19 protein-coding genes and 2 tRNA genes are annotated in these 15,692 nt (G+C 65.6%); 14 read left to right on the top strand and 7 right to left on the bottom strand.

Annotated features, from left to right (window positions below; genetic code table 11):
- Positions 1-19: 19 nt before the first annotated feature.
- Both yegS and trpE read left to right on the top strand, forming a co-directional pair.
- Positions 20-952, top strand: coding sequence for a lipid kinase YegS (gene yegS, locus OC534_RS02060; protein WP_136004612.1), 933 nt, complete (start codon positions 20-22; stop codon positions 950-952).
- Between the two features lie 167 nt (positions 953-1,119).
- A complete protein-coding gene (gene trpE / locus OC534_RS02055; protein WP_262071291.1) occupies positions 1,120-2,595 on the top strand; it encodes an anthranilate synthase component I in 1,476 nt (491 codons plus the stop codon).
- Between the two features lie 94 nt (positions 2,596-2,689).
- Here trpE and OC534_RS02050 read toward each other — a convergent pair whose 3' ends face one another.
- Together OC534_RS02050 and OC534_RS02045 are read right to left on the bottom strand one after the other, a co-directional pair.
- A complete protein-coding gene (locus OC534_RS02050) occupies positions 2,690-3,214 on the bottom strand; it encodes a hypothetical protein (RefSeq protein WP_136004609.1) in 525 nt (174 codons plus the stop codon).
- Positions 3,199-4,323: a PAAR domain-containing protein gene (locus OC534_RS02045; protein ID WP_262071290.1), complete on the bottom strand. Its 1,125-nt coding sequence runs from the start codon at positions 4,321-4,323 to the stop codon at positions 3,199-3,201. The genes OC534_RS02050 and OC534_RS02045 overlap by 16 nt, the downstream gene beginning before the upstream one ends.
- 502 nt (positions 4,324-4,825) lie before the next feature.
- Between OC534_RS02045 and OC534_RS02040 the strand changes: the two genes are divergently transcribed.
- From OC534_RS02040 to OC534_RS02020, 5 genes are all read left to right on the top strand, one after another.
- Positions 4,826-5,608 carry an SIMPL domain-containing protein gene (locus OC534_RS02040; RefSeq protein WP_262071289.1) on the top strand — a complete coding sequence of 261 codons (783 nt, stop codon included), beginning with the start codon at positions 4,826-4,828 and terminating at the stop codon, positions 5,606-5,608.
- A 2-nt stretch (positions 5,609-5,610) separates the two neighbouring features.
- Positions 5,611-6,189 carry an aminodeoxychorismate/anthranilate synthase component II gene (locus tag OC534_RS02035; protein WP_017354538.1) on the top strand — a complete coding sequence of 193 codons (579 nt, stop codon included), beginning with the start codon at positions 5,611-5,613 and terminating at the stop codon, positions 6,187-6,189.
- 32 nt (positions 6,190-6,221) lie between these two features.
- Positions 6,222-7,259: an anthranilate phosphoribosyltransferase gene (gene trpD / locus OC534_RS02030; protein ID WP_262071288.1), complete on the top strand. Its 1,038-nt coding sequence runs from the start codon at positions 6,222-6,224 to the stop codon at positions 7,257-7,259.
- Positions 7,260-7,333: 74 nt separating this feature from the next.
- Positions 7,334-8,137: an indole-3-glycerol phosphate synthase TrpC gene (gene trpC, locus OC534_RS02025; RefSeq protein ID WP_262071287.1), complete on the top strand. Its 804-nt coding sequence runs from the start codon at positions 7,334-7,336 to the stop codon at positions 8,135-8,137.
- Positions 8,134-8,850, top strand: coding sequence for a haloacid dehalogenase-like hydrolase (locus OC534_RS02020; RefSeq protein WP_262071286.1), 717 nt, complete (start codon positions 8,134-8,136; stop codon positions 8,848-8,850). The genes trpC and OC534_RS02020 overlap by 4 nt, the downstream gene beginning before the upstream one ends.
- A 26-nt stretch (positions 8,851-8,876) precedes the next feature.
- Here the strand turns inward: OC534_RS02020 and OC534_RS02015 are convergent, their stop codons facing one another.
- Together OC534_RS02015 and crp are read right to left on the bottom strand one after the other, a co-directional pair.
- Positions 8,877-9,641: a sulfite exporter TauE/SafE family protein gene (locus tag OC534_RS02015; RefSeq protein WP_262071285.1), complete on the bottom strand. Its 765-nt coding sequence runs from the start codon at positions 9,639-9,641 to the stop codon at positions 8,877-8,879.
- A gap of 74 nt (positions 9,642-9,715) precedes the next feature.
- Positions 9,716-10,381, bottom strand: a complete 666-nt coding sequence (gene crp, locus OC534_RS02010; RefSeq protein ID WP_017354543.1) for a cAMP-activated global transcriptional regulator CRP — start codon at positions 10,379-10,381, stop codon at positions 9,716-9,718.
- 170 nt (positions 10,382-10,551) lie between these two features.
- Between crp and speD the strand changes: the two genes are divergently transcribed.
- Together speD and OC534_RS02000 are read left to right on the top strand one after the other, a co-directional pair.
- Positions 10,552-11,346, top strand: a complete 795-nt coding sequence (gene speD, locus OC534_RS02005; RefSeq protein ID WP_017354544.1) for an adenosylmethionine decarboxylase — start codon at positions 10,552-10,554, stop codon at positions 11,344-11,346.
- Positions 11,347-11,554: 208 nt separating this feature from the next.
- Positions 11,555-11,872, top strand: coding sequence for a multidrug efflux SMR transporter (locus tag OC534_RS02000; RefSeq protein WP_136004601.1), 318 nt, complete (start codon positions 11,555-11,557; stop codon positions 11,870-11,872).
- Between the two features lie 37 nt (positions 11,873-11,909).
- On the opposite strand, the gene coq7 is transcribed toward OC534_RS02000, so the two are convergent.
- Positions 11,910-12,554 carry a 2-polyprenyl-3-methyl-6-methoxy-1,4-benzoquinone monooxygenase gene (gene coq7, locus OC534_RS01995; RefSeq protein WP_017354547.1) on the bottom strand — a complete coding sequence of 215 codons (645 nt, stop codon included), beginning with the start codon at positions 12,552-12,554 and terminating at the stop codon, positions 11,910-11,912.
- A 183-nt stretch (positions 12,555-12,737) separates the two neighbouring features.
- Between coq7 and rplM the strand changes: the two genes are divergently transcribed.
- Positions 12,738-13,166 carry a 50S ribosomal protein L13 gene (gene rplM, locus OC534_RS01990; protein ID WP_017354548.1) on the top strand — a complete coding sequence of 143 codons (429 nt, stop codon included), beginning with the start codon at positions 12,738-12,740 and terminating at the stop codon, positions 13,164-13,166.
- 2 nt (positions 13,167-13,168) lie between these two features.
- Positions 13,169-13,561, top strand: a complete 393-nt coding sequence (rpsI, locus tag OC534_RS01985; RefSeq protein WP_017354549.1) for a 30S ribosomal protein S9 — start codon at positions 13,169-13,171, stop codon at positions 13,559-13,561.
- Between the two features lie 242 nt (positions 13,562-13,803).
- On the opposite strand, the gene OC534_RS01980 is transcribed toward rpsI, so the two are convergent.
- Positions 13,804-13,878 (bottom strand) — tRNA-Gln (locus OC534_RS01980).
- A gap of 50 nt (positions 13,879-13,928) precedes the next feature.
- Positions 13,929-14,005: transfer RNA gene (locus OC534_RS01975), tRNA-Met, on the bottom strand.
- 120 nt (positions 14,006-14,125) lie between these two features.
- On the opposite strand from OC534_RS01975, the gene OC534_RS01970 reads away from it, so the two are divergent.
- The 3 genes from OC534_RS01970 (at position 14,126) to bfr (ending at position 15,679) form a co-directional block, all read left to right on the top strand.
- Positions 14,126-14,743 (top strand): RNA pyrophosphohydrolase, encoded by a 618-nt coding sequence (locus OC534_RS01970; RefSeq protein ID WP_017354550.1) that lies wholly within the window; start codon positions 14,126-14,128, stop codon positions 14,741-14,743.
- Between the two features lie 109 nt (positions 14,744-14,852).
- Positions 14,853-15,062 carry a bacterioferritin-associated ferredoxin gene (locus tag OC534_RS01965; RefSeq protein WP_026070525.1) on the top strand — a complete coding sequence of 70 codons (210 nt, stop codon included), beginning with the start codon at positions 14,853-14,855 and terminating at the stop codon, positions 15,060-15,062.
- Between the two features lie 146 nt (positions 15,063-15,208).
- The gene (gene bfr / locus OC534_RS01960; RefSeq protein ID WP_017354552.1) at positions 15,209-15,679 is read left to right on the top strand and encodes a bacterioferritin; all 471 of its coding nucleotides are present in this window, start codon (positions 15,209-15,211) and stop codon (positions 15,677-15,679) included.
- Positions 15,680-15,692: the final 13 nt, after the last annotated feature.

Here is a 15,692-nt window from a genome sequence, read left to right as displayed (position 1 = left end):
TGATCCGTGGAAGTGCTGCATGCGTGGCAAGCGATGGCGTCTGATCCTGAACGGCAAGTCCACCGGCAATGCCGAGCTGCGCGAGGCGGTGCACGCGCTGCGTGAGCGCGGGGCCACGCTGGAAGTGCGGGTGACCTGGGAAGAGGGCGATGCCGAGCGCTATGTGGCCGAGGCGATCGCGCACGGCGTGGACACCATCATTGCCGCCGGCGGCGATGGCACGCTCAGTGAAGTGGCCGAAACGCTGGCGCACCGGGACGAGGATGCCGATGCGCTGCCGTCGCTGGGTCTGGTGCCGCTGGGCACCGCCAATGACTTCGCCACCGCGGCGGAGATTCCCGACGACCCCGAACAGGCGCTGGCCCTGATCGAGCATGAGCCGCCGCGCCCGGTGGACCTGTTGCGCATCGACGCCGACGGCGAGCGCTGGTGGTGCGCCAACGTGGCCAGTGGCGGCTTCGGTACCGAGGTCACCGTGGATACCGACGAGGGCCTGAAGAAGATGCTGGGCGGCCTGGCGTACCTGGTCACCGGCATTTCGCGGCTGGGCCGCATCGAGCCGATCCAGGCGCGGGTCCGCGCGCCCGGCTTCGACTGGGAAGGGGGCTTCATTGCGCTGGGGGTCGGCAACGGTCGCCAGGCCGGGGGCGGGCAGGTGCTGTGTCCGGACGCGCACATCGACGATGGCCTGCTGGACCTCACCCTGATTCCCGAGCTCAGCGGCGAAGTCGCGTCCACCTTCACCGCGCTGGTCACGGGCGGCAAGCGTGGCGCGCTGGAACAGGTGGCCGAACGCGTCCAGGCCCCCTGGGTGGAGATCGAGGCGGCCCAGCCGCTGACCCTGAACCTGGATGGCGAGCCGGTCCGTGCCCGCCGCTTCCGCATCGACTGCGTGCCGGGCCGGGTCCGGCTGCACCTGCCGCTGGACAGCCCGCTGCTGTCGCGGCGCTGACCTTCATGGCGGCGCCGGGTTCCATCCGGTGCCGCCAATGCGGTACAGTCGCCGCGTGTCCATTCTGACGACCCCGCATTCCCTTTCTTCCGCTCGCCGCTGGTGGCGATGGTGGCCTGTTGCCGTCGTCCGTCCCGCCACCGCCGTTTCCCGGAAGGAAAGTCGTCTTGATCACGCTCGATCAGTTCCAGCAGCAGGCCGCTGAAGGCCACACCCGCATCCCCGTCGTCCGCGAAGTGCTGTCCGACCTGGACACGCCGCTCTCGGTCTATCTGAAGCTCGCCGACGGCCCGCATACCTACCTGTTCGAATCGGTCGAAGGCGGCGAACGCTTCGGGCGCTATTCCATCATCGGCCTGCCGGCGCGCCGGGTGTATGCCTTCCACGGTCACACCCTGACCGTCAGTGAAGCCGGCCAGGTCGTGGAAACCCGCGAAGTCGCCGACCCGTTCACCGAGGTCGAGGCGCTGCGCAGCGCCCACTCGGTGCCCAAGCTGGCGGGCCTGCCGGGCTTCACCGGTGGCCTGGTCGGCTGGTTCGGCTTCGAGTGCATCGGCTACATCGAACCGCGCCTGGCACCGCCGCGCGGCCGCGATGAGCTGGGCACCCCGGACATCCTGCTGCTGCATTCCGAAGACCTGGCGGTGTTCGACAACCTCAAGGGCCGCCTGTACCTGATCGTGCACGCCGACCCGGGCCAGCCCGGCGCATGGGACGACGCGCAGGCGCGGCTGGATGCGCTGGTGGCCAAGCTGCGCGCGCCCGGTGCGGGTTATCCGGCACCGATCACCCGCGACGTGCTCGACGAGAACGACTTCGTGTCCGGCTTCACCCGCGAAGGCTTCATCGCCGCGGTCGACAAATCCAAGGAATACATCCGCGCCGGCGACATCTTCCAGGTGGTGCTGAGCCAGCGCCTGAGCGTGCCGTTCAAGGCGCGCCCGGTGGATGTGTACCGCGCGCTGCGTGCGCTCAATCCCTCGCCGTACATGTACTTCCTGGATACCGGCGATGTGCAGGTGGTTGGCTCCTCGCCTGAAATCCTGGTCCGTCTCCAGGACGGCGAAGTCACCGTGCGCCCCATTGCCGGTACGCGTCCGCGTGGCGCCACCGTGGAAGAAGACAACGCGCTGGAAGCCGAACTGCTGGCCGATCCGAAGGAGCGTGCCGAGCACCTGATGCTGATCGACCTTGGCCGCAACGATGCCGGTCGTGTTTCCCGGGCCGGTACGGTGGAAGTGGGCGAGCAGTTCGTGATCGAACGCTACAGCCATGTCATGCACATCGTCAGCGAAGTCACCGGCCAGCTGCAGCCGGGCCTGAGCTACACCGACGTGCTGCGCGCGACGTTCCCGGCCGGCACGGTCAGCGGCGCGCCGAAGATCCGCGCGCTGGAAGTGATCCGCGAGCTGGAGCCGATCAAGCGCAACGTGTATGCCGGCAGCATCGGCTACATCGGCTGGCACGGCGATGCCGACACCGCGATCGCGATCCGTACCGCCGTGATCAAGGACGGCCGCCTGCATGTGCAGGCCGGCGCCGGCATCGTCTACGACTCCGATCCGGGCAAGGAATGGGACGAGACCATGAACAAGGGCCGCGCGCTGTTCCGCGCCGTTGCGCAGGCTGCCAAGGGCCTGTGAGGCGTGGCCGCCGCCGCGACAGGCGTGGCGGCGGCGGTGGAAAGGCGGCCGGTGCCTCGCGCACGCACCGCGCCCCTTGGCGGAACCCGAAGAATCAGGGCATCGGGGGTTGAACGGGGGCGTGCCTGACCTTTTTCCCGACAATGCGTAGCATCGCACTGCCGATCGGGCGGAACATCAGCGTCTGATCCAGTGGCGCCGACAGGCGGATTTCCGCCGTGACATCGACCGACGATCCTCCCCACGCTTCAAGCTGTGCTTCGCTGATGGATCCGGGAATAGAGACGGTCTGGCCGGGTTCGACGACGGTCAGGTTCGCAAGCAGTGCTTCATCACGCATGCCAGCGGGGAGGGTCTCGGTGTGATCGCTTCTGTTGTCGTGAAGGGTCACGTACGGACCCGCCTGGCGCAGGAATTCCAGAGGAAAACGGATCGCCGAATCGCTGACGTTCCTGATGATGATGCTGAAGTGGACATCCGAGTGATCGAAGGTGCAGCGCGCATCATTACTGCAGACCACTGTCACCTCGAAATCGGGGTTGAGGCCCCTGGGTGCACTCCCTGCCTCTGAACCGGCGCTCATGAGAATGGCGATAGGAATGATCAAGTGACGATACATGTGATTGTCCTTCCGATCTCCGCGCTGAGAAAGCGTTGTGCCTCAAACGCAATGGGCCATGCGTGCCTCGGCGCTGTGGCGGTGGATCGCATTGTGGACATTATAGTGGCCGTGGGATCGGTGCCTGGTTTGATGGGGGGCAGTTGGACCACTTCGTCGTGCAACGTCCCATCGTGTGCGTAGTACCGCAGTGTCCAAGCTTCGTCTGGGTCATAGGCGTACTCATCGGCAACGCCAACACAATGTGCGAACTCGTGCGCCAATGTCCATGCGCTGATGCCTTTCCATATATTCAACCTCAAGCTCTGGACATGCGCCCGCATGACGGAAGGGTATACATTCATGGTGTAGTCCTGTCCGCGGGTCACCCACTCCACCTTGTAGCGGATCGGGAAAGAGCGGTTCCCACACTGTGGATCTGACACCGACAAGGTGAACCTGCCGTTCCAGAACTGTTGGATGGCACCCTCCATGCGTGCTTTGACGGCCTCGATATCGTGTTCGGTGGCCTGCGCTTCCGGAGGGCTTGGTACAGGTACGGCCTTGAGCTTCACCGTCACCTCTACGTCGCCGGCGGTGTGCAACGGCACATCGATGCGGAATCGTCGTTCCATGCTGAACACCTTCGCGTCGCCGCCGGGCCCGTAAACCTGGTAGTAGCGCCCGTGAGCGTTCGCAGCCACCCGGATGTCCTGATCGTTGACCCAGCAGACCCGGGCGGCTCTACCGCGTGACCCCAGTGTCGAGGGCGCCGATGGAGCGGGTGCTGCCAGCGGCCCACCCGAAGCGGGTCCCGGCGGCATTTCGCCTGAGGGTGCCCTTGTCATTGGGGCAGTGGACTCACCGTTGTCGGTGAACACCAGCGACTGCTGGCCGGCAACAAGCTGACAGCCGCAGCTTGCCCAGTCACCGTGCCTCGCTGCGGCGTTGCCGTCTATGATCACCGTGGCATCGCCGGTGATGATGGTGGCCGGCCCATGCTTGCTGCATAAGGCTCTGTCGCCGACGCGGGCCATCGGGCGGCCCTCGATGTCGGTAAAGGGCGACCCGCTCACCACCCTGCCGCCACGGCTGAGACTGTCCCCTACAACGATGAAGTGCCGGGCCATCCCTGCCTTCCTTGATACGCCGGAGGCAGAACCGTAGAGACGCCCCTTGCACGGCACAACACGTGTACGGGGGGGAGGCGGCGTATACCGTTGCAGGAGCAGGAAGGCCGGATTGCCAGATGCCTGGGCCGGCCTGTCGCCATCAGCTACCGGGTGCGCGGAGGCTTGCGCGAGGTGGATCTGCTCCTGCACAGGGTGGAACGGGATCTGCTACGCTAGGGACCACCGGCGAGGCGCGTTCCGAAGCCTTTCCCTGTAGATCTGAGAATACTTCCGATGACACGCACTGCGTCAAACAACGTAGCCCAGTGGTGGCGCTTCCAGTAGGAAGCGGCATGTCGTCGCGGTCCCCGACCGCACCTTGCCGCCGCATCGGCGGGCAAGTTCCAGTTCAACGCTCCCCGGCACGGCGGCTCCCTCAACAGGAGATAGTCGTTTGCTGCCTACAACGTATTCCGACATCAAGACGTGCACCCCCCCGATCTTCGGTCTGGTCGGGCGCATGAAGCTGCTGAGCGCATTGCTGTTGTCGACGACGCTGGCCGCGGTCGCCCCTGCGTGGGGCCAGGCCAATACCATCCCCTCGCAGCCGCATCTGCTGGTGAAGGGCAGCGCCAGCCGCACGGTGATGCCGGACCGCTTCACGGTGAAGGTGGAACTGGAGTCGGTCGACATGCAGACCGATGTCGCCCGTGCCCGCGTGCAGGCCAATGCCGAACGCGTGCTGCAGCTGTTCGCCCGGCACGGTGCCATCGAGGGCACCGTGAGCGCCGCCAATCTGCGCATTGCCCCCTCCACGCGCTATCGCAACGATGAGGAGGTGTACAACGGCACCGCCGCCAGTCGCGACCTGAAGGCGGAATTCGCCGATGCGCAGGCGCTGAAAGCCTTCCTCGGCGATCTGAAAGCCAGCCGCGAGGTGCAGGTCAGCACCGCTGAACCGACCTACTCGGGCGAAAGCCGCCTGCGGGGTGAACTGAAGGCCGAAGCCGCCGCGCAGACGCGCGAATCGGCCAAGGGCCTGGCCGGCGCGTACGGCACGAAGATCACCGGCCTGTACAGCATTTCCGACGTCGCACCGAACTTCGCCTATGGCGTGCAGGCCGGCACCTGGGGCACGGCCGTCCGCGATGGGTTCGGCGGCGGCGAAAGCACAACGCTGGACAAAATAGCCGTGACCGGATCGCGCTACCGCGCGGCGTCGGGCGGCGAGCTGCTCACCGCCGCGCCCATCACGTACACCGAGAACGTGTACGCCATTTTCCTCATCCAAGACGGACCCTGACCATGTTGTTGATGCTCGACAACTACGACAGCTTCACCTACAACCTCGTGCAGTACCTGCAGACGCTGGGCGCCGAGGTCAAGGTGGTGCGCAATGACGCGCTGAGCGTCGATGAGATCGCCGCGCTTGCCCCCGAGCGCATTGTGATCTCGCCCGGCCCGTGCACGCCCAACGAGGCGGGCGTGTCGCTGGAACTGATCCGCCGGCTGGGCCCGACCACGCCGATCCTCGGCGTCTGCCTGGGCCACCAGAGCATCGGCCAGGTGTACGGCGGTGATGTGATCCGCGCCGGCACCATCATGCATGGCAAGACCTCGCCGATCCGGCATGAAGGCAAGGGCGTGTTCGCCGGCCTGCCGGACCGCTACCAGGCCACACGCTACCACTCGCTGGTGGTGGACAAGACAACGTTGCCGGCATGCCTGGAAGTGACCGCGTGGACCGAGAACGAGGATGGCACGGTCGAGGAAATCATGGGCCTGCGGCATCGCGAGCACCCGGTTGAAGGTGTGCAGTTCCACCCCGAGTCCATCCTTACCGAGCACGGCCACGCCCTGCTGAAGAATTTCCTGCAGCGCTGAGCGCGCCGCCCCCGCACCGCAAAGGACCCCACATGACCTTCTCCCCCCAGGAAGCCCTGCAGCGCACCATCGAGCACCGCGAAATCTTCTTCGACGAAATGGTCGATCTGATGCGCCAGGTGATGCGTGGCGAGGTGTCGCCGGTGATGACCGCGGCGATCCTCACCGGCCTGCGGGTCAAGAAGGAAACCGTCGGTGAGATCGCCGGTGCGGCCACGGTGATGCGCGAGCTGGCACTGGCGGTGCCGGTCGAGGACCGCACCCACCTGATCGACATCGTCGGGACCGGCGGCGACGGCTCGCACACGTTCAACATCTCCACCTGCGCGATGTTCGTGGTGGCCGCCGCCGGGGCCAAGGTGGCCAAGCACGGCAACCGCAGCGTGTCGTCCAAGTCCGGCAGCGCAGACGCGGTCGAGGCGCTGGGCGCGATCATCGAACTGCGCCCGGAAGAAGTGGCCCGTGCGATCAGCGATACCGGCATCGGCTTCATGTTCGCGCCGATGCACCACCCGGCCATGAAGCTGGTCGCGCCGGTGCGCCGCGAAATGGGCGTGCGCACCATCTTCAACATCCTCGGCCCGCTGACCAACCCGGTCGGTGCCACCAATGTGCTGATGGGCGTGTTCCATCCCGATCTGGTCGGTATCCAGGCGCGCGTCCTGCGCGAGCTCGGCGCCGAACGCGCGCTGGTGGTGTGGGGCCGCGACAACATGGACGAGATCTCGCTCGGTGCCGGCACGCTGGTGGGCGAGCTGCGCGACGGCAAGGTGCGCGAGTACGAGATCCATCCCGAAGACTTCGGCATCGCCATGTCGGCCAGCCGCAACCTCAAGGTGGCCGACCCGGCCGAATCGATCGCGATGCTGCGCGGGGTACTGGACAACCAGCCGGGCCCGGCGCTGGACATCGTGGCGCTCAACGCCGGTGCGGCGCTGTACGTGGCCGGCGTGGCCAACAGCATCGCCGACGGCCTGGCCCGCGCGCGGGCGGTCATTGCCGATGGCAGTGCGCGGCTGCGCATGCAGCAGTACGTCGAGGCCACCCACCGCATCCGCGCCGGCGGCTGAGCCGTTTTCGCTCCCTGTTTCACGCATTGCCCGCGCCTGGCCGATAATGGCCGGCCTGAAGGACCCCGACCGACATGAGCGACAAGAGCGACATCCTCGACACCATCCTGGCCCGCAAGGCCGACGAAGTCGCCGCGCGCCGTGCCCAGGTGCCGCTGGAGGCGCTGATCGCCCGCCTGGAGCAGGCCCCGCCGGTGCGCGGCTTCGCCGATGCCCTGCGTGCCTCGATCGCTGCGGGCAACCCGGCGGTGATCGCCGAGATCAAGAAGGCCAGCCCCTCCAAGGGCGTGATCCGCCCGGACTTCCATCCGGCCGACATCGCGGTGAGCTACGAGTTCGGCGGTGCCAGCTGCCTGTCGGTCTTGACCGATGTGGACTTCTTCCAGGGTGCCGACGCCTACCTGCAGCAGGCCCGTGAGGCCTGCACGCTGCCGGTGCTGCGCAAGGACTTCGTGATCGACCCCTACCAGGTGTACGAGGCGCGCGTGCTCGGCGCCGACTGCATCCTGCTGATCGTGGCCGCGCTGGACGACCGCCAGCTGGCCGAGCTGTCCGACCTGGCCATGCAGCTGGGCATGGATGTGCTGGTGGAAGTGCACGACATCGATGAACTCGAGCGCGCCCTCCAGGTGCCGGTGCCGCTGGTGGGCATCAACAACCGCAATCTGCGCACCTTTGAGGTGTCGCTGCAGACCACCCTGGACATGCGCCAGGCCGTGCCGCGCGACCGCCTGCTGGTCACCGAGAGCGGCATTCTCGGCACGGATGACGTGCGGGTGATGCGCGAGGCGGGTATCCACGCCTTCCTGGTCGGCGAAGCCTTCATGCGCGTCGAAGAGCCCGGCGAGGGCCTGCGTCAGCTATTCTTCAGCGCATGACTGCGATCTACCCAACGCCGCGCGACGACGCCCCGCTGGTGGTCTTCGATTTCGATCACACCCTGTACGACGGCGATTCGGGCAGCCACCTGTTCGCCTCGCTGATCAAGCGCAACCCGCTGCGGCTGCTGGCCGCGCTGCTGGTCACGCCGATCGCCGGGCCGCTGGTGGCCATGCTGCCGACCCGGCGTGCCGGCATCTCGGTGTATGTGTGGATCGCCACGTTCGGCCTGCACCGCGCACGCGAGTTCAACCGCGTGATCGACGCCTACGTGCTCAAGCATGAGCCCGAACTGCGCGCCAAGCTGCTGCCGAAGGCGCTGGACGTGTTCGCCCGGCACCGTGCCAATGGCGATCGCGTGGTGGTGGCTACCGGCGCCCCACCGGAACTGGCGCGCGCGATCCTGGCCTTCGTCGCCCACCAGGGCGTGCCGGTGATCGGCAGCGAAGTCGGGCCGCGCCTGGGCGCAGTCGGTGCGACGCGCCACTGCCACAACGAGGAAAAGATGCGGATGCTGCGCGAGCGGGGCTACGGCGACATCGACGTGGCTTATTCGGACAGCACGGCGGACCTGCCGCTGCTGCTGGCGGCGAAGGATCCTGTCGTGGTGAACCCCAAGCATGCCAAGGTGGCGTTCTTCCGCCGCGTGTTGAAGCCGGGGACCCGCATCCTCAACTGGGGCTGCGTGGACAGGGGCGGCGACACGCCCTGATGCGTAGTGCCGGCCACTGGCCGGCACTACTGGCTGCTCCACCAGCCATGCACGGCGTGGCCGATCTGGAACAGGCTGATCGCCAGCACCAGCACGCCCACCGCCACCAGCACCCAGCGCTCCTTGACCTTCTTCACCAGCAGCGCCGCGACTGGCGCGGCCATCATGCCGCCGACCAGCAGGCCGGCGACGATGTTCAGGTACTGCAGGCCCATCGAGAGCAGGAAGGTGATCGACACCGCCAGGGTGACCACGAACTCGGCCGCGTTGACCGTGCCGATCGTGGTGCGGGCCTGGCCCCCGCGGGCCAGCAGGGTGGAGGTGGCCACCGGCCCCCAGCCGCCGCCGCCGCTGGCATCCAGCAGGCCGGCCACAAAGCCCAGCACCGGCACGCGCTTGACCTCCCGTGTCGGCATCAGCCGCCCGGCTGCGCGCAGCAGGATGAAGATCGCCAACACCAGCAGGTAGGCATAGATGAACGGGCGGATCACGTCTCCGGGGAGCTGGGTCAGCACATAGGCACCGAGCACGCCGCCGACCGCACCGGGCAGCGCCAGGCGCAGGAACAGCCGGCGATCCACGTTGCCTGCCACCAGGTGGGAGACCCCGGACGCCCCGGTGGTGAAGACTTCGGCGGTATGGATGCTGGCGCTGACCGCAGCCGGTGGCAGGCCCATGCTGAGCAGGACCGAGGAGGACACCAGCCCGAAGGCCATGCCCAGGGCGCCGTCGACCAGCTGCGCGCCGAGGCCGATCAGGATGAACCAATAGAATTCGCTGCCAGGCTCCATCCGCCCAGCCTAGCCTGAACGGGTGAAAGGTGCGGTAGTGCCGGCTGCGGGCCGGCACCCGGCGTCTGCCGGGCTCATCGGGTGCCGTAGAGGACGACCGTCTTGCCGCGGGCGTGAAGGAGCCCGTCGCTCTGCAGCTTCTTGAGCACGCGGCCGGCCATTTCACGCGAGCAGCCGACCAGGCGTGCCAGTTCCTGGCGCGAGACGCGCAGCTGGGTGCCTTGCGGGTGGCTCATGGCCTCCGGCTCGCGGGACAGGTCGTGAAGGGTGCGCACGATGCGGTCGGTCACGTCCAGGAACGCCAGGCGGCTGGCCTTGCGGCTGGTGTCGAGCAGGCGCTTGGAGATCTGCTGGCCGATGGCATACAGCAGCCGCGGCGCATCGGTGGACAGCGGGCCCAGGAACAGCTGGTGGAGGCGCTCGTAGCTGATTTCGGCCAGTTCGCACGGGGTCCGGGTGCGCAGGATGACCTCGCGCCGGTCCGATTCCACGAACAGGCCCATTTCCCCCACGAACTCCCCGGAGCCGAAATAGCCCAGGACCAGCTCACGGTCGTCATCTTCCTCGGCAATTATAGAAACAGAGCCGCTGATCACGTAATAAAGGGTGCCTGCGGGGTCCCCCGGCCGGAAGACGTCCGTGCGGGCAGGGTAGCGACGGCGATGGCTGTGGGCCAGAAAGCGGTCGATGGTGGCGATATCCAGGGCCAATGGACTTGTGGCAAGGCGCACAGATGACACGTTACGGCGCTCCCTTTGCTCATGAACAATTCACGGCTATGTCCCGGCAGCTTAACGATCACAATTGTTAAGGGCAAACAAAGCACAGGCAAACCTTTCAATGCAAGTTTCGCCCCCGATCACTTTGCCCCATAATTGTCCCTTTCCCACCACACACAGGATCGACCGCCGTGGTCAAGCCGTTGCCTCGCCTGAGGTTGCAGGGTTTCAACAACCTCACCAAGGCGCTGAGCTTCAACATCTATGACGTGTGTTACGCGCGCACCGAAGAAGAGCGTCAGCGTTACATCGAATACATTGATGAAGAGTACAACGCCGATAGGCTTACTCAGATCTTGACCGATGTCGCCGAGATCATCGGCGCCAACATCCTCAACGTCGCGCGCCAGGACTACGATCCGCAGGGCGCGTCGGTGACGATCCTGATCTCCGAAGAACCGGTGATCGACAAGAAGCTGGCCGGCAAGGAGCTGATCTCCGACGCCGTGGTCGCGCATATGGACAAGAGCCACATCACCGTCCATACGTACCCGGAAACGCATCCGCAGGAGGGCATCGCCACGTTCCGCGCGGACATCGATGTGGCTACCTGTGGCGTCATTTCGCCGCTGAAGGCGCTGAACTACCTGATCGAGAGTCTGGAATCGGACATCGTGATCATGGACTACCGCGTGCGTGGCTTCACCCGTGACGTGAAGGGCAAGAAGCACTACATCGATCACAAGATCAACTCGATCCAGAACTTCCTGGCCAAGAACATCAAGTCGCGTTACGAGATGTTCGACGTCAACGTCTACCAGGAAAACATCTTCCACACGAAGATGCACCTGAAGGACTTCGACCTGGACCAGTACCTGTTCGAGGAAAAGGCCAAGAACATCTCGTTCAAGGAACGCATGAAGATCGAAGCGCTGCTCAAGCGCGAGATCGAAGAGCTGTTCCACGGCCGCAATCTGTCCGAGTAAGACCCAGCGACCGCGTCCGGGGAGTCCCCGGACGCGCCGCAGAAGGCGGGACGGCCCGCCCTGTGGAACATCCGGATCTGCGCAGATTCGTGTTCCACGGATGCAACCCGACGACGGTCCGGTGTGAAAACACCGGGCCGTTGTGCGTTTTTACGGCCGCCTCGCGGGGCGACCGGTATCTGTTCTGTTCATGATGAGGAGTACCCCCATGCCCTGGATCTATCTGCTGCTGGCCGGCCTGTTTGAAATCGGGTTCGCCCTGGGCCTGAAGTACAGCGATGGCTTCACCAAGCCCTGGCCGACCGTGGCCACCATCATTTCGGCGGCGATCAGCCTGTATCTGCTGACCCAGGCGCTGCGGACCATCCCGGTCGGCACCGGCTATGCGATCTGGACCGGCATCGGCGCGCTGGGCGTGGCCACGCTGGGTATTTTCCTGTTCGGCGACAGCGCGTCGCTGCCGCGCCTGGCCTGCATCGGCCTGATCGTGGCCGGCGTGATCGGCCTGAAGCTCGTTTCCGGCTGAGGTCGCCCCACCGGCGCCAGGCCGCTGCCGAGGGGCCTTACAGCCGGTAGGCGATGGTCTTCATGACCTTGGATGCCAGCGCCATCACGCCCGGAATCGGCGGGGGCAGCGTGCGGGCGCCGGCATGCTCGGCGTGGTCGGCATGGCGGGCCTCGTCGATTTTCATCACCTTGAGGATCTCGCGGCTGCGCAGGTCTGCCGGCGGCAGGGTGTCCAGGTGTTCGTCCAGGTGCGCTTCCACCTGGCGCTCGGTCTCCACCACGAAGCCCAGGTTCCAGCCGTCCCCACGCAGGCCGGCCAGGGTGCCGATGGTGTAGCTGCCGGCGTACCAGATCGGGTTGAACAGGCTGGGACGACTGTCCAGCTCGCGCAGGCGCTGCGCGCACCAGGCCAGGTGGTCGGTCTCTTCCTGGGCGGCGTCCAGCAGGTGGGCGCGGGTCTGCGCCTCGCGGGCGACGGCCGCCTGGCCGAAATACAGGCCCTGGGCGCAGACCTCGCCGACATGGTTGATCCGCATCAGGCCGGCGGCATGCCGGCGCTCGCGGTCGTCCATCTGCACGTCCGGGGTCGCCGCGGCCGGATACGGGCGGCTGGCCGGCGGATTGCCGAACACCGTGTCCAGCGCGCGTTGGGCTTCGGTGAGCAGGTGGTCGAGCGGGGTGGTCTGGCGGATCGCGGTCATGCGGGGGAGAGGCGTCGCGGCGGGGGTGGTTGATTCTCGCCCCCTGGGGCCGATGTGCCAAGCCGCGTGGCGGGGCGGCTTGCATGTGGCAGGAAGGGCCAGTACAATCCCGCCTCTTCACAACGCGTGGCAGAGTTCCGGCCGTTCAGCGCCGCAATGAGCCCGACCTACTTGAGTTCTTTCATGAGCACTTTCACTGCAAAGTCCGAGACCGTCCAGCGCGACTGGTATCTCGTCGACGCTTCCGGCAAGACGCTTGGCCGTCTGTCCACCGAACTGGCCCGCCGTCTGCGCGGCAAGCACAAGCCGGTTTACACCCCTCACGTTGATACCGGTGATTACCTGGTTGTCATCAATGCAGAAAAGATTGCCGTCACCGGCAACAAGCTGCAGGACAAGCTGTACCACCGCTTCACTGGCTACATCGGCAACCTGAAGACCGAAACTCTGGCCCAGGCGCTGGAGCGCCACCCGGAGCGTGTCATCGAGACCGCCGTCAAGGGCATGCTGCCGAAGGGCCCGCTGGGCCGCGCCATGTACCGCAAGCTCAAGGTGTACTCGGGTTCCGAGCACCCGCACGCCGCTCAGCAGCCTCAGGTTCTGGATATCTAATCATGGCTATCACGCAAAACTACGGCACCGGCCGCCGCAAGTCCTCCACCGCCCGCGTGTTCCTGCGCAAGGGCGCCGGCAACATCACCGTCAATGGCCGTCCGCTGGACGAGTTCTTTGGCCGTGAGACTGCACGCATGATCGTGCGTCAGCCGCTGGAACTGACCAAGAACACCGAATCGTTCGACATCATGGTCACCGCCGCTGGCGGCGGCACCACCGGCCAGGCCGGTGCGATCCGCCTGGGCATCGCCCGCGCGCTGGTCGAGTACGACGAAACCCTGAAGTCCGAGCTGCGCAAGGCTGGCTTCATGACCCGTGACGCCCGTGAAGTCGAGCGTAAGAAGGTCGGCCTGCACAAGGCACGTCGCGCCACCCAGTTCTCCAAGCGCTGATCCATCGCGCCTGGTGTGGGATCCCTCGGGATCCCCCTGGGAAAAGCAAAAGCCCGGCTTCGGCCGGGCTTTTGTCGTTCTGGATGACGGGGGGTGCGGGTCGCTGGCCAGCCGCCAGGGGTTGCCTTCGATGTCCATGATGCGCCGGTCGCGGGCGGCAACCGGAACGTGCTGCCGATATTGCCCATTCAATGCGCACAAAACAAAAGGCCTGATCTTTCGATCAGGCCTTTTGTCATATTTGGCTGCCCCGGATGGATTCGAACCACCGAATGCCTGAGTCAGAGTCAGGTGCCTTACCGCTTGGCGACGGGGCAATATGTGCGTGCAAGTATTGCACTTTTTCCCTACAAAACCAAGCAGAGCTTGGTGGCTATGGGTGGACTCGAACCACCGACCCCAGCATTATGAGTGCTGTGCTCTAACCGGCTGAGCTACATAGCCTAGGGAGCCGGTAATTCTGGAGATGTATTCGGAATCTGTCAACACTTTTTCACCGTGCTTGTGAGTGGGCAGCCGCCGTGGCACAGTCCCGGCCAGTAGATTTTTCTAGGAGTCCGCATCGTGATCGATCCGGACGGCTATCGACCGAACGTCGGCATCGTGCTGATGCGGCAGGACGGGCAGGTGTTCTGGGCACGACGTGTGCGCCGGGATGGCTGGCAGTTCCCGCAGGGCGGCATGAATACCGATGAGACGCCGGTGGAAGCCATGTATCGCGAGTTGCAGGAAGAAACCGGGTTGTTGCCCGAGCACGTCGAAGTGCTTGGTGCCACGCCAGGGTGGCTTCGCTATCGGTTGCCGGCACGGGCCATCCGCCGCAATGAACGTCAGGTCTGCATCGGCCAGAAGCAGGTCTGGTTCCTGCTGCGCCTGGCCGGCGACGAATCCCATGTGAAGCTGGACCACACCGACAGCCCCGAGTTCGATCAGTGGCGGTGGGTGGATTTCTGGTACCCGGTCGAGCACGTGGTGATGTTCAAGCGGGGCGTCTATGCGCGCGCGCTGCGGCACCTGGCGCCCCTCGCGCGGGGAGTGGCAGGGACCGGGGTGGAATCGATGCCCAAGACCGCACAGGAGGCCTGGATGCCGGGCAATGCGGCGGGCCATGACCGGCCCCGCAAGCGGTTGCCGAAGCGGGGCTACTGGCCGCGCAAGGCCAAGGGCGAGCCCGGGGCCTGACCCGGTACACTGAACCGTATCGAGAATGATTCAGCTTCGAAATTGACAACCATTCTCGTTTCGATTGGAATGGCGGCAGGCCATCCCGGCCTGCCTGCCGAGTCCGCACGTGTACGTCTGCATCTGCAATGGGGTAACCGACCACCAGATCCGCGAAGCCGCCCATAGCGGTGTCGCCAGCGTGTCCGAACTGACCATGCGCACTGGCTGCGGCGCCACCTGCGGTTCCTGCCTGGACATGGCGGCGGACCTGCTGGCCAAGGCCCGGGCCACCCACGACCTGCCGCTGCCGGTACTGGGTCTGGCGCAGGTCGCCTGACCGCGTCCGCCAGGCCGAGGCCTGGCTCCTCACGCACCTTCTCCACGCCGCACCCACGCCCGCGCAACTGGGGTTGATTCGCGTTCCTTCATGAGTCGCCGCGAAGCGCTACAGTGCGCGCGTTTCCACGTAGCAGGAGCACGCTCATGAAGGGCGACGCCAAGGTCATCGAATTCCTCAACAAGGTCCTCTACAACGAGCTGACCGCGATCAACCAGTACTTTCTGCACGCCAAGATGCTGAAGAACTGGGGCCTGAAGGAGCTGGCCGACCACGAGTACAAGGAATCGATCGAAGAGATGAAGCACGCGGACATCCTGTCCGACCGCATCCTCTTCCTCGAAGGGCTGCCGAACTTCCAGGCGCTGGGCAAGCTGCGCATCGGCGAGAACCCGCGCGAGATCCTGCAGTGCGACCTGGCGCTGGAGCGCGATGGCGTGGTCACGCTGCGCGAGGCGGTGGCGTATGCCGATTCGATCGCCGACTACGTGAGCCGCCAGCTGTTCGTGAAGATCCTCGAATCCGAGGAAGAGCACATCGACTGGCTGGAAACCCAGCTGGATCTGATCGACCGCATTGGTGAGCCGAACTACCTGCTGACCAAGATCGAGGACTGAGCTGCCGGCGGCA

The sequence above is a fragment of the Stenotrophomonas sp. Marseille-Q5258 genome, from assembly GCF_946900935.1.
Taxonomy (GTDB): domain Bacteria; phylum Pseudomonadota; class Gammaproteobacteria; order Xanthomonadales; family Xanthomonadaceae; genus Stenotrophomonas; species Stenotrophomonas nematodicola.
This window is presented reverse-complemented; position numbering and strand designations above follow the sequence as displayed.

Coding starts and splice junctions, on each gene's coding strand:
- OC534_RS02000 (WP_136004601.1), top strand. CDS start 11,555: ATGCCCTGGATCTATCTGCTGCTGGCCGGCCTGTTTGAAATCGGGTTC.
- rplM (WP_017354548.1), top strand. CDS start 12,738: ATGAGCACTTTCACTGCAAAGTCCGAGACCGTCCAGCGCGACTGGTAT.
- bfr (WP_017354552.1), top strand. CDS start 15,209: ATGAAGGGCGACGCCAAGGTCATCGAATTCCTCAACAAGGTCCTCTAC.
- OC534_RS02015 (WP_262071285.1), bottom strand. CDS start 9,641: ATGGAGCCTGGCAGCGAATTCTATTGGTTCATCCTGATCGGCCTCGGC.
- rpsI (WP_017354549.1), top strand. CDS start 13,169: ATGGCTATCACGCAAAACTACGGCACCGGCCGCCGCAAGTCCTCCACC.
- OC534_RS02020 (WP_262071286.1), top strand. CDS start 8,134: ATGACTGCGATCTACCCAACGCCGCGCGACGACGCCCCGCTGGTGGTC.
- OC534_RS02045 (WP_262071290.1), bottom strand. CDS start 4,323: ATGGCCCGGCACTTCATCGTTGTAGGGGACAGTCTCAGCCGTGGCGGC.
- trpD (WP_262071288.1), top strand. CDS start 6,222: ATGACCTTCTCCCCCCAGGAAGCCCTGCAGCGCACCATCGAGCACCGC.
- OC534_RS02050 (WP_136004609.1), bottom strand. CDS start 3,214: ATGTATCGTCACTTGATCATTCCTATCGCCATTCTCATGAGCGCCGGT.
- yegS (WP_136004612.1), top strand. CDS start 20: ATGCGTGGCAAGCGATGGCGTCTGATCCTGAACGGCAAGTCCACCGGC.
- OC534_RS02040 (WP_262071289.1), top strand. CDS start 4,826: ATGAAGCTGCTGAGCGCATTGCTGTTGTCGACGACGCTGGCCGCGGTC.
- OC534_RS02035 (WP_017354538.1), top strand. CDS start 5,611: ATGTTGTTGATGCTCGACAACTACGACAGCTTCACCTACAACCTCGTG.
- coq7 (WP_017354547.1), bottom strand. CDS start 12,554: ATGACCGCGATCCGCCAGACCACCCCGCTCGACCACCTGCTCACCGAA.
- trpC (WP_262071287.1), top strand. CDS start 7,334: ATGAGCGACAAGAGCGACATCCTCGACACCATCCTGGCCCGCAAGGCC.